General features: G+C 72.1%; 11 protein-coding genes. 4 read left to right on the top strand and 7 right to left on the bottom strand.

Annotated elements, in window-relative coordinates:
• Positions 1–22 precede the first annotated feature (22 nt).
• From ACIODU_RS07425 to ACIODU_RS07415, 3 genes are all read right to left on the bottom strand, one after another.
• On the bottom strand, positions 23–1,111 hold the full coding sequence (locus tag ACIODU_RS07425; protein WP_401765043.1) for a PDZ domain-containing protein: 1,089 nt from the start codon (positions 1,109–1,111) through the stop codon (positions 23–25).
• A gap of 453 nt (positions 1,112–1,564) precedes the next feature.
• Complete coding sequence (locus ACIODU_RS07420; RefSeq protein WP_356427388.1) at positions 1,565–2,032, bottom strand: molybdenum cofactor biosynthesis protein MoaE; 468 nt, start codon at positions 2,030–2,032, stop codon at positions 1,565–1,567.
• A 92-nt stretch (positions 2,033–2,124) separates the two neighbouring features.
• Positions 2,125–3,237 (bottom strand): SDR family oxidoreductase, encoded by a 1,113-nt coding sequence (locus tag ACIODU_RS07415; RefSeq protein WP_401765040.1) that lies wholly within the window; start codon positions 3,235–3,237, stop codon positions 2,125–2,127.
• A 277-nt stretch (positions 3,238–3,514) separates the two neighbouring features.
• Here ACIODU_RS07415 and ACIODU_RS07410 point away from each other — a divergent pair, with 277 nt between their 5' ends.
• Both ACIODU_RS07410 and ACIODU_RS07405 read left to right on the top strand, forming a co-directional pair.
• Positions 3,515–4,966 carry a zinc-dependent metalloprotease gene (locus ACIODU_RS07410; protein ID WP_356427394.1) on the top strand — a complete coding sequence of 484 codons (1,452 nt, stop codon included), beginning with the start codon at positions 3,515–3,517 and terminating at the stop codon, positions 4,964–4,966.
• Complete coding sequence (locus tag ACIODU_RS07405) at positions 4,963–5,496, top strand: NUDIX hydrolase (protein ID WP_401765037.1); 534 nt, start codon at positions 4,963–4,965, stop codon at positions 5,494–5,496. Before ACIODU_RS07410 ends, ACIODU_RS07405 begins: the two co-directional genes overlap by 4 nt.
• 60 nt (positions 5,497–5,556) lie before the next feature.
• On the opposite strand, the gene ACIODU_RS07400 is transcribed toward ACIODU_RS07405, so the two are convergent.
• From ACIODU_RS07400 to ACIODU_RS07385, 4 genes are all read right to left on the bottom strand, one after another.
• On the bottom strand, positions 5,557–6,315 hold the full coding sequence (locus ACIODU_RS07400) for an AIM24 family protein (RefSeq protein ID WP_356427400.1): 759 nt from the start codon (positions 6,313–6,315) through the stop codon (positions 5,557–5,559).
• Positions 6,316–6,331: 16 nt separating this feature from the next.
• Complete coding sequence (locus ACIODU_RS07395) at positions 6,332–7,012, bottom strand: AIM24 family protein (RefSeq protein WP_356427403.1); 681 nt, start codon at positions 7,010–7,012, stop codon at positions 6,332–6,334.
• A gap of 13 nt (positions 7,013–7,025) precedes the next feature.
• Entirely contained in the window at positions 7,026–8,642 is a 1,617-nt protein-coding gene (locus ACIODU_RS07390; RefSeq protein WP_401765033.1) for a TerD family protein, read from the bottom strand.
• A 175-nt stretch (positions 8,643–8,817) separates the two neighbouring features.
• Positions 8,818–9,372: a M48 family metallopeptidase gene (locus tag ACIODU_RS07385; protein WP_401765030.1), complete on the bottom strand. Its 555-nt coding sequence runs from the start codon at positions 9,370–9,372 to the stop codon at positions 8,818–8,820.
• A gap of 221 nt (positions 9,373–9,593) precedes the next feature.
• On the opposite strand from ACIODU_RS07385, the gene ACIODU_RS07380 reads away from it, so the two are divergent.
• Positions 9,594–10,742, top strand: coding sequence for a TOMM precursor leader peptide-binding protein (locus tag ACIODU_RS07380; RefSeq protein ID WP_401765027.1), 1,149 nt, complete (start codon positions 9,594–9,596; stop codon positions 10,740–10,742).
• Between the two features lie 34 nt (positions 10,743–10,776).
• Positions 10,777–12,144, top strand: a complete 1,368-nt coding sequence (locus ACIODU_RS07375) for an AarF/ABC1/UbiB kinase family protein (RefSeq protein WP_161308742.1) — start codon at positions 10,777–10,779, stop codon at positions 12,142–12,144.
• Positions 12,145–12,161 lie beyond the last annotated feature (17 nt).

Raw genomic sequence — 12,161 nt, 5'->3', positions numbered from 1 at the left:
CCGCCGCGGGCGGCGCGGCCGGTCAGCTTGCCGAACAGCTCGGCAGGCCGGCCGTGTCCTCCGAGCGGACCTTGTCCAAGGACGCCTTCGCGTCGGCGATGGTGTTCACCTTGATCAGCGTGAGCCCGTCCGGGATGTCCGAGGCCGCCGCGGCGCAGTTCTCCGCCGGGGTGAGGAAGTACCGGGCGCCCGCGTCGCGGGCGCCGACGAGCTTCATCTCGATGCCCCCGATCGGGCCGACCTTCCCCCGGTCGTCGATCGTGCCCGTACCGGCGACGAACTTGCCGCCCGTGAGGGAGCCGGGGGTGAGCTTGTCGACGATGCCGAGGGCGAACATCAGCCCGGCGCTCGGCCCGCCGACGTCGGCCAGCTTGATGTCGACCGTGAACGGGAACGTGTGGTCGGTCCCGGCCTGGATGCCGACGATCGCGCGGTCGCCGTCGTCGGACTTCTTGGTCGTGATGGTGACGTCCTCGGTGCCCGTGGGCTCCTTGCCGGCCTTCTCCGCCGCCTTCGCGTCCTTGGCGGGCACGACCGTGAACACGACCTTCTGGCCCGGCCGGTGCTTGGTGACGAGCTTGGCGACGTCCGTCGGGTCCTTCACCGGCGAGCCGTCCACCGCCTTGATGACGTCCCCGGCGTGCAGCGTGCCCTCGGCGGGGCTGTCCTTGACGACGGACGCGACGATGATCCACGAGGCGACCGGGATGTTCAGCTCCTCCAGGGCGGCGACCTTGGCGCTCTCCTGGGACTGGCTGAACTCCTCCGCGTTCTCCTGCGTGGACTGCTCTTCCGTCTTGCCGTCCGGGTAGAGGGTGTCGTGCGGCACCACGACGTTGTCGTGTGCCAGCCAGCCGTACACCGCTTCGACGACGTTCATCCGGTAATCGGCTCCGGTGACCCGGACCGTCGTCATGTTCAGATGCCCCGACGTCGGGTACGTCTTGTGCCCCGACACCTGCAACACCGGCTCGCCGCGCGCTTCACCGAGGGTGTTCACCGTCGGCCCGGGGCTCATCTCGGCGTACGGCACGGGGAGCAGCAGGCCCGCGCAGAGCAACCCGATGAGGGCGAGGGTGGAAGCGAGCATGGTCGCGGTGCGCCGTGGCATGGAACGACAGTACGGGAAGGGTCTGTCAGTCCACCCCCGGGGCCGGTCCGTACGAGGGGCCCGCAGCCGCTGTCGTCAGGCCGGGCCGGAGCCGGAATGTACCTTTTCCATCGCGTCTCGGAACCGTGCGTAGCCGTTGAGCGTGGCTATGTCTCCGGTCGTGCGGTTCCTCTGGGCCCAGCTTCCCCATATCGCGGCACCGACCGCGGCGAAAAGTGGAATGAGCAACCAGGTGAGCGCGGCCATTCGGACCTCCCGTACCCCATGAGCGTTCGCAGCGCCTGCGACCGACCGATCAGCAGATTAACCATCTGCTGAACCAACGCTCCGGGCAGGGCACCGGTTACGCAAATCGGGCCGTACGGGCGCCCGACCGGTTTGGGAGGGCCGGACCCCGCCGACCGGTCCCGAGGGGGGCCGACGGTCCGCCGGCGAGGGGATCCGGAACCGGAATTAGCCGTTCAGCGCACCGACCCAGTCGTCGGTCCCGTCCGCGTACGTCTGGTGCTTCCAGATGGGGACCTCGCTCTTGAGGTCGTCGATCAGCCTGCGGCAGGCCTCGAACGCCTCGGCCCGGTGCGGGCAGGAGACGGCCACGACCACCGCGAGATCGCCGACCGCCAGATCGCCCACCCGGTGGACGGCGGCCAGCGCGCGCACCGGGAAGTCGGCCACGACCTTCTCCGCGACGCGGCGCAACTCCTCCCCGGCCGACGGGTGGGCGGTGTAGCCGAGCGCGTCCACGTCCGCGCCGCCGTCGTGGTTGCGCACCGTGCCGACGAACAGGGCGGTGCCGCCTGCCGCGTCGTCCCCGACCGCGCGGAAGACCTCGTCCACGCTCAGAGGGGTGTCGCGTATCGCCAGCAGACGGATCGGGTCCTGCGCCGTCTGCTCGCCGGGGTGGGTGGGGGTGGTCGCCATACCGCCCATCGTGCCGTACAAGACCGCATGGTGGAAGCTTCCTTCCGCTGGACGGCGCGTGTGGGCCTGGACGGCGCGTGTGCGGACACGCCCTAGATGCGGCGGCGGGCCTTGCGGGCGCGGCGCACCAGCGCGGCCGTGCCGAGCAGGGCCACCGTCGCCCCCGCCGCGCCCGCCGCGGTGGCGTCCTTGCGGCCGAGGCGGCGGCCCGCGACCGTGTGGCGGCCCTCGACCTCCGCCAGCAGGGCGGCCAGGACCTCCTCGTTCGTCCAGGTGGCCCGCCAGCCCGCGTCGTGCAGCCGGCTGACGCTGACCACCCACGGATGCATCGTGTACGCGAGGTCCCCGGCGGGCGAGGGGGTGAGCCCGATGCGGTGCAGGCGGGCCGCGGCCCCCAGGGCGACCGCCGACGGCAGCTCCATCCGGCGGATCCCGCTCAGCTCCTCGACCTCCTCCTGCTCCAGCCAGCCGTCGCAGCCGACCGCCAGCTCGCCGTCGACCTTTTCGAGCGCGGCGTACTCCAGCGCGCTGACCAGGTCCTCGACGTGGCAGAACTGCCAGGTGGGGCGGGAGCCCGCGACGACGAGGAGCCGGGGCGACTCGAAGTAGCGGGTGAGGGCCGTGTCCGTACCGCCGACGAGGACGGCGGGCCGGACGACCGTGACATGGAGTCCGGGGTGCGCGCGGGGCGCCCTGCGGCCCAGCCGCTCGATCTCCAGGAGGTCGCCGACCCCGGTGGCCTCGGCCGTGGCGCGCAGCTCGGCGTCCTCGGACAGGGGGATGGCGTTGTCGGGCAGCGCCCCGTAGACCATGGCGGAGGTGCAGAGCACCACCCGGTGCACCCCGGCGGCGGCCGCCGCCGTCAGGACGGTCTGGGTGCCGCGCACGTTGTACGCGGTACGGGCGGCGGCGTCGGTCTCCAGGTCCAGGTCGAGCGCGAGGTGCACGACGACGTCGACGCCGCGCAGCTTCTCGGCGATGGCCGGGTCGCGGATGTCGAGGATGTGCCACCGGGCCTCCGGCACGTCCCCGCGCCGCTCGTCCAGGGCGACGACCTGTTTGATCTCCTCCGAGGCCGCCAGACGGCGGGTGAGCAGGTCACCGACGCCGGTGGCGGCGCCGGTGACCGCGACGACCGGGCCTCGGGACGGGGTCGGAGTCGATCGGTTTCGCGCTGCGCGAACCTGCGGATCTGGGGAACTCACCGGGCGTCTCCAGCGGTTGTCTTCAGTACGGATGTGAACGCTCGCGTCCGTACCAGGTGATGTCCATCCTGCCGCAGACCGTCCGCCGACTCCGCACCGAGCCCGGAAGCCGCCCGGGTGTCGACGCAGTTCGGGGGCGGTGGCGGTCCGCAGATCAGCCCGCCGACGCCGTGCCGCCCGGACCGACGCCCCAGGTGCCGGTCGGTCTTAGGCTGGGTGTGTAGTCGGGCAGCCGCCGTCGGCGAGAAGCCGCCGGCCCTACGAGCCGAGGAACCCCGTGAGTGACTCTCCATTCGGATTCGGCCTTCCGCCGGAGGAGCCGGAGGACGGCGACGGCAAGAAGAAGGACCCCGCCGGAGGTGGTCAGGGTGCCGGCGGTCCCGGCAGTCCCTTCGGGAACTTCGGGTTCGGCCTGCCGGGCGGCGCGGGCGGCGGAGACAATCCGTTCGCCGCGATGTTCGGCTCCCTGAACCCGAACGACCTCGGGGCGGCCTTCCAGCAGCTCGGCCAGATGCTCAGCTACGACGGCGGTCCCGTGAACTGGGACATGGCCAAGCAGATCGCGCGCCAGACGGTCGCGCAGGGCACCTCCGACGGGACGAAGGACGCGAGCGTCGGCCCCTCCGACCGCTCGGCGGTCACCGAGGCGGTGCGGCTGGCGGACCTGTGGCTGGACGGCGTGACGTCCCTGCCCTCCGGGGCGCACACGGCCGTGGCGTGGAGCCGCGCGGAGTGGGTCGAGGCGACGCTGCCCGCGTGGCAGCAGCTCGTGGACCCGGTCGCGGAGCGGGTGGGCGCCGCCATGGGCGACGTGCTGCCCGAGGAGATGCGAGACGTGGCGGGTCCCCTGATCGGCATGATGCGCTCCATGGGAGGCGCCATGTTCGGCCAGCAGATCGGGCAGGCCGTGGGCGTGCTCGCGGGCGAGGTCGTCGGCTCGACGGACATCGGGCTGCCGCTGGCCCCGGCGGGCAAGGCGGCGCTGCTGCCGCTGAACATCGAGGCGTTCACGAAGGACCTGGGCGTCCCCAAGGACGAGGTCCGGCTGTATCTGGCCCTACGCGAGGCCGCCCACCAGCGGCTCTTCACGCATGTGCCGTGGCTGCGGTCGCATCTGTTCGGCGCGGTCGAGGCGTACGCGCGCGGCATCAAGGTCGACACCAGCAAGCTGGAGGACGTGGTCGGCCAGTTCGACCCGGCCAATCCGGAGGAGCTCCAGGAGGCGCTCCAGTCCGGCATGTTCCAGCCGGAGGACACGCCCGAGCAGAAGGCCGCCCTGGCCCGTCTGGAGACGGCGCTGGCGCTGGTGGAGGGCTGGGTCGACGCGGTGGTGCACGAGGCCGCGAAGGACCGGCTCTCGGCGTCCGACGCGCTGCGCGAGACGCTGCGCAGGCGGCGTGCCTCGGGCGGTCCCGCCGAGCAGACCTTCGCCACGCTCATCGGGCTCCAGCTGCGTCCGCGCAGGCTGCGGGACGCCGCCCGGCTGTGGGCCTCGCTCACGGACGCGCGGGGGGCCGACGGCCGGGACGCGCTGTGGGAGCACCCGGACAACCTGCCGACGGCGTCGGACCTGGACGATCCGGACGGTTTTGTCCACCACGAGCAGCTGGACTTCTCCGAGCTGGACAAGATGCTCGGCGAGGCGGCGGGGGGCAAGCCGGATCTGAAGAAGCACGATGCCGAGCCTGAGGACTCCACCGAGAACGACGAGGACAACCCCGACAAGTGAGCCTGCACGACGACGCCGTTCTCGTACTGAGGGAATACGGCTCCCAGGAGGAGTTGCGCGGGCTCTACCTGGATCATCTGGCGGCCCATCCCGACGGGATGTGGAAGGCCTGCGAGGCCGGGCATGTGACGGCCAGCGCACTGGTGATCGATCCGGAGCGGGGCAAGGTGCTGCTCACCCTGCACCGGAAGCTGAACATGTGGCTCCAGATGGGCGGCCACTGCGAGCCTGCGGACCGGACCCTGGCGGAGGCGGCTCTCCGGGAGGCCACGGAGGAGTCCGGGATCCCGGATCTGACGCTGCTGCCCGGAGGACCCGTACAGCTGGACCGGCACCCGATTCCGGCGCCCTGCAACTGGCATCTCGACGTCCAGTACGCGGCGTCGGCGCCGGCCGGGGCGCTGGAGCGGATCAGTGACGAGTCGCTGGACCTGCGCTGGTTCGGCTTCGAGGAGGCCGCGCAGGTGGCGGACGGCTCGGTGCTGAGGCTGATCGAGCGGACCAGGGCGGCGCTGAGGGCCCAGGCGTGACGGAAGGGGGCGTCCTCCTTGGGAGGACGCCCCCTTCCGTCTGTCACCCCGGTCCGGGAGTCAGCGGCTCCAGGCGTTGCCCTGGTTCTGGGCGTGGGAGCCCTGGGCGCCGACGCCGAACTGCGCGCCGAGGCCCTGGCCGATCCCCGCGTTCTGCGGCGGCATGACCTCGCTGGGCTGGACGAGCGCGAAGCCCTGTCCCAGGAAGCTCAGCTCCCAGCCCTCGCCGGTGTTGCCGCGCCGCCGGGTGACACCCGAGGAATGGGTCTGCGCCTGCATCTGGACCCGCAGGGACGTCGACCACGCGACCACCGCGTCGGCGTCCGCGTTGATGTACTTGTCCGGCGTGACCTGCAACATCAGCGGCTGGCCCGAGGTCATCAGCGCGACCTTGCCCCGCCCCGAGATGTTCAGCTGGTACTTGCCGGAGCCGGAGATGCCGTACTGGCTGTCCACCGCGATGACCTCGGTGTGCAGCGTGGAGTCGAGCGCCAGGACGTAGGAGCTGTCGACGGTCATGCCCTCGTGGTCGACGTCCACGACGTGGATGTACTGCGCGAGGTTGGCGAGATAGACCGTGCCCTGCCCGGAGCAGCGCATGAGGTCGAGTCCCTCGCCCGTACGCGCCCTGGCGCGGCGCTGGCCGCCCGACTGGTACTCACCGTCGAAGTCCATCAGCCCCTGGTACGCGACCATCGCGCCCTTGCGGGCGAGGACGTCGTCCTGGCCGGTCAGGGCGACCCGCAGCAGCTGCGGGTTCTGCACGACGTAGCGGTCCTGGGACTGCTGTTCCGTATATGCGAAAAGCGGACTCTGCATGGTTCCCTGCTCCCCCTCAGCCCCGGATCCGCAGGCGGTCGGTGCTGTCCTCGCTCGGCTGTACGACCACGATTCCCTGGCCCGAGAAGGCCATCTGGTAGGCCTCTCCGCTGCCCCTGCCGACCAGCGCGCCGGCCTTGAAGCTGCGCTTGCCCTTCACCTTGAGCGCCGGTGACCAGGCGACGAGCGCGTCCGGGTCGACGTATGTCTCGTCCTCGCCCCGGCCGCAGTCGACCACGATCGGGGTGCCGCGCGAGGTCAGGGCGACCCAGCCGGTCCCGGAGATCTGTACGTTCCACAGCCCCTGGCCGGCGAACTTGGCCATGCCCTTGACCTTTTCGACGCCCCACTGGAGGTGGGCGTCGAAGGCCAGCAGGTTGCTGCCGTTGACCGAGAGCGCGTCGTTGTTGAGGTTGATCACGACGACGTCCGCGCCGTAGTCGGCGAGGTAGAGCAGGCCGTCACCGGCGCACTTCATGAGCGGCGCGGCCTCGCCGGTCACCCACTGGGAGGCGACCTGGCGGAGGGCGGGCGGGTTGGGCTCGTACTGGATGAAGCCTTCGTAGGCGATCATCGAGCCGGTCCGGGCGAAGAGGTCCTGGCCGGAGGCCATCGCGACCTTGAGCATGGCGCGGCCGTGGTTCTCCATCCGGGCCGCGATGGGCGTCGGGGCGTAGCCCGCGAGCTGCTGGTTCATAGTCCGGGCTCCCTCAGACCTCGTACGGCTGGACGACGACAAAGTTGCCGGGGGCGCCCCGGAACTGGAGGTTCACGGTCTCCCCGCTGTGGCCCGGGTACGCGTTACGGCGCAGCCTGACCTGGCTGGAGATGATCACCTGGGAGGCGGACGACCAGGCGACGACGGCGTTGCAGTCGGCGAAGGTCGTCGGTGTGACGGGCAGGACCACCGGGGTGCCGTGCGTCTTCACGACGACGGTGCCCGTGCCCTGGAACTGCATGGTGAACAGCGCGCCGCCGGGGATGCCGTGGCCCTCGATGCGGCGGACCTCGTACTGGAGGCCCTCGTCGAAGGCGAGCACGTTCTCCGCGGAGACGCAGATGCCGTCGCCCTGGAGTTCGATGGGGTGGAGGTGCGCGGCGTCCTCGGCGAGGAACACCTGGCCCCGGCCCGAGCAGCGCATCAGCTGCATCTCCTGGCCGGTCGCGTTGCCGACGATCCGGCCCGCGAAGCCCGCGCCCTTGTGGCCGAACTCGACCTTGCCCTGGTACATGACCATGCTGCCCTGGCGGGCGAGGACGGGCGTACCGCCCATGGCGAGGTCGACCCGCATGAGCTGGCCGTTCTGCGGGGTCCAGCGCTGCCCGGTGGGCAGTTCCTTGTACGGCTGGAGGGCCGCGGTCAGCCCGGCGCCGCCCTGGGGGACGCCTTGCGGGACACCCTGGGGAAGGCCCTGGGGCGCTCCGGGCGGCGGGAACTGGCCCGGGATCTGGCCGGTGGCCTGGCCCGGCACGTGGCCCGGCACCTGGCCGAACTGCGGTGGCTGGGGCGGCTGTCCGTACGGGGACGGCGCGGGCGGCGGGGGTACGGTGCCGCCGGGCGGGGACATCGGCGCCATGAGCGTCGGGGCCGCGTGGACGGGCGGCGGGACCGGCGCGGGGGCGGGAGGTCCGGCCGGGGCGCCGAACGAGGGCGCGGGCGGCGGGGCCTGGGGCGCGGGGGCCTGGGGCGGTGCGCCGAAGGCCGGGGCGGGGGCGCCGCCCGGCGGGGGCGCGAACGCGGGCGGGGCGAACGACGGCGCGGGGGCGGCGGCCTGCGGCTCCGGCGCGGCGGGCTCCTCCTCGGCGACCTCGCCGCCGAAGTTCTTGAGCAGCGCGTCCAGTCCGCCGTCGAAGCCCTGCCCGACGGCGGCGAAGCGCCACACGTCCTTGAGGTAGAAGTCGCCGAGCATCACGGCGCGTTCGGTGGTGAACTCCGAGCCGTTGAACGCGTACCTGACCACCTCCTCACCGCCCGCGACGATGCGGATGTATCCCGGGGCGACCTGGGACATCTGTCCGGCGCCGTCGATCGTGGCGGTGAAGGAGAGCTTGTGGATGGTCGCCGGGATCCGGTCGAGCGTCACGCGGAACGACTCGGTGTCGCCCGCCTGCGCGCCCAGCAACTGGATTGATTCCTCGGGGGACTTCGGCTGGTTGAAGAAGATGAAGTAGCGGTCGTCCGAAAGCTGTTCGTCGGCGTCGAGGCCGAAACAGCTGATGTCGAAGCTCAGTCCGGGAGCGGCGATCTGCACACCTACGTACAGATCCGTCCCCGGAGTGAGATCACTGATCTTGGCCTTGTGCCCGCGTTGGAATTCCCTCGCCATGCGTAACGACCGTCCCCCATCCCGAATGAAATACGTCGCGCCAGGCTAACGGCTGTGTCCGACATTGAACCGAGCCGGTACGCATTCGGTACAGGATCGGGCAGGGACGGGGATCAAGACCGATCGGCGTCGCGGCTGATCAGTCGCCCCGGCCGGTCGGGCGTCCCGAGGGGGTTCAGTCGTCGCGGGTCGACGGCGAACGGGGCAGCCGGTCCGCCGCCACGACGCCTTCCAGATAACCGCGGGCGCGTTCGGTACGGGGGTAGGCCTCCAGCAGCCGCCAGAAGCGCTGCCCGTGGCCCGGGACCAGGAGGTGCGCCAGTTCGTGGACGAGGACGTAGTCGACGACGTACTCCGGCATGCCCTGGAGCCGGTGCGAGAGGCGGATGCTGCCCTCGGCGGGGGTGCACGAGCCCCAGCGGGTGTTCTGGTTGGTCACCCAGCGGACCGAGACCGGCCGGGCGCGGCCCTCGAAGTACTGGGCGGACAGCCGCTCGGCCCGCTCGATCAGGGCCTCGTCCCCGATGACCCGCTTGCTCTCCTGGGCGGCGAGCTTGTCGAGCATGACCGTCACCCAGCGCCGCTCCTCCGCCTCGGACATCCGGGCGGGAATGAGCACGATCGTCCGGTCACCTTCGCGGTACGCCGAGACGGTCCGGCTCCGGCGGGCGCTCCGGCGGACCTCGACGGCGCTCGTCGCCGTGAGGCGGGATGAGGGATCGGCGGACACGCCACGACGTTACCCGCTGTGTGTGCGGGAAGTCCCGCCTCCCGGTCGGTCCTTTCTTGATCCACCGAGTGGCGTCCACCATTTGAACGACTGATATCCCACGCCTGTGGATAACTTTCCGCGTCGGGAGCCGGTTCCTTGCATTCTGGAAACGGCCGAGCGAGCGGGAAACGGGCCGGGGCGGAGTTCGGTGAGCCGGAAAAGGGACGGGGGACGGCGAGATGCATCCACGGGTGAAGCCCGCGCTGCGGCGGGCCTGGCGGGAGCGGCAGACGGTCCAGTTCGGGGTGACCCCGGCGCACGCGGTGCTGGTGGGACCGGTCGACACGGCGACGGGGAGCTTCCTGGAGCTGCTGGACGGGACGCGGGGGCTGCCGCTGCTGCGGGAGGAGGCGCGGGCGATGGGGCTGCCGGACGGCCGGGCCGACGCGCTGGTGGAGCGGCTGGCGGCGGCGGGGGTGCTGGACGACCCGGCGGGCGGTGGCGAGGCGGCGGACGCGCTGCGCGAGCGGGCGGGGGTGGTGGAGCGGCTGCGGCCCGACCTGGCGTCGCTCTCCGTCATCCACCGGGAGCCGGGGGCGGGGATGGCGCGGCTGGCGGCGCGGCGGGCGCTGCGGGTCCAGGTCCGGGGCGCCGGGCGGGTCGGGGCGGCCGTGGCGGCGGTGCTCTCGGCGGCCGGGGTGGGGCGGGTCGACGTGCTGGACGGCGGGTTCGCCCAGGAGGACGACGTGGCGCCGGGCGGGCTGCCGTACGGGTCCGTGGGGGAACGGAGGGACACGGCGGCCCGGCAGCTGGTACGGCGGTCGGCGCCGGGGCGGGCGCCGCGGGAGGCGGAGCGGGCGCGGTGGTCGGCCGGCGGGGAGCCGCCGCTGGCCCTGGTGGTCGTGGCGCCCCGCGACGGCCTGGCGGTCCACGCCCCCGATCCGGTGGTGGCGGAGACGTGGCTCGCCTCGGGGACCCCGCATCTGTACGCGGGCGTGATCGAGGCCACGGGTGTGGTGGGCCCGCTGGTGCTGCCGGGCGGCTCGGCGTGCGCGGGGTGCCTGGCCCTGGAGCGCGCGGACCGGGACCCGGGATGGCCCCGGCTGCTGGCCCAGTGGCGGTCCGGGCGGGGGGTCAGGGGGACGCAGGCCTGCGATGTCGGACTGGCCACGACGGTGGCGGGTCTGGCGGCGGCGCACGCCTTGTCGTTCCTGGATGGTGAACTGCCGGCCACGACAGGTGCACGATGGGAGGTGTCACTTCCCCGGCTCGACTGGCGGTCGCGCCGGATGGCACCCCATCCGGAGTGCCCCTGCGGGGCGGCCGGGGGACGCGAGGGGGAGCGCCTGGCGGAAGCCTTGCCCCCGCACGACACAATGACCGGGTAACCGCTGTACGCGGCACGGCTGTCTGGAGGACTTGATGTCAGATCTTCCCCGGAAGGCGGTCACCCGCACCGCGAAGCTGGCGGCCCTGCCCATCGGCTTCGCGGGACGGGCCACCTGGGGCCTGGGCAGACGGATCGGCGGGAAGTCCGCGGAGATCGTCTCCAAGGAGTTGCAGCAGCGCACGGCCGACCAGCTCTTCAAGGTCCTCGGGGAGCTGAAGGGCGGTGCGATGAAGTTCGGGCAGGCACTGTCCGTCTTCGAGTCCGCGCTGCCCGAGGAGGTCGCCGGGCCGTACCGGGCGGCGCTCACCAAGCTCCAGGAGGCGGCGCCCCCGATGCCCAGCAGCACGGTGCACGCCGTGCTGGCCGAGCGGCTGGGCGAGGACTGGCGCGAGCTGTTCCTGGAGTTCGAGGAGAAGCCCGCGGCGGCGGCGTCGATCGGGCAGGTGCACCGGGCGGTGTGGCACGACGGCCGGGTCGTCGCGGTCAAGGTGCAGTATCCGGGCGCCGGGGAGGCCCTGCTGTCGGACCTGACCCAGCTGAGCCGGTTCGTCCGGCTGCTGGGGCCGCTGATCCCGGGCATGGACATGAAGCCGCTGATCAGCGAGATGCGCGACCGGGTCTCCGAGGAGCTGGACTACGCGCTGGAGGCCGAGTCGCAGCGGGAGCACGCGGCGGAGTTCGCGGACGATCCCGATGTGCTGGTGCCCGACGTGGTGCACCAGAGCGAGCAGGTGCTGGTCACCGAGTGGATCGACGGGAAGCCGCTGGCGGACGTGATCTCGGGTGGGTCCGCGGAGGAGCGGGACCGCGCCGGCCAGCTGCTGGCCCGCTTCCTCTTCTCGGGCCCGGCGCGTACGGGTCTGCTGCACGCGGACCCGCATCCGGGGAACTTCCGGCTGTTGCCCCCGGACGAGGGCGTGGAGGACGGCGAGTACCGGCTGGGGGTGCTCGACTTCGGGACGGTCGACCGGCTGCCCGGCGGGCTGCCCGACACCATCGGCTACGCGCTGCGGATGACGCTGGAGGGCGACGCGGAGGGGGTGTACGACCTGCTGCGTGAGGACGGGTTCGTCAAGGAGTCCATCGATCTGGACCCGGACGCGGTGCTGGACTACCTGCTGCCGATCATCGAGCCGGCGGCGGTGGACGAGTTCACGTTCACCCGGAGCTGGATGCGCAACCAGGCCGCGCGGATCGCCGATCCCCGGTCGCCCGCCCACCAGTTGGGCAGGCAGCTGAACCTGCCCCCGGCCTATCTGCTGATCCACCGCGTCACGCTGAGCACGATCGGTGTGCTCTGCCAGCTGAACGCGACGGTGCGGCTGCGGGACGAACTGGAGGACTGGCTGCCCGGTTTCCTGCCGGACGAGGAAGAAGAGGACGGGGCGGACCAGACCTGACATGACGACGGGGGGCC

The sequence above is a fragment of the Streptomyces sp. NPDC088261 genome (genome assembly GCF_044740805.1).
Taxonomy (GTDB): Bacteria; Actinomycetota; Actinomycetes; order Streptomycetales; family Streptomycetaceae; genus Streptomyces.
The sequence above is the reverse complement of the archived record's forward strand: the minus strand, read 5'-3'. Positions and strand labels throughout refer to the sequence as shown.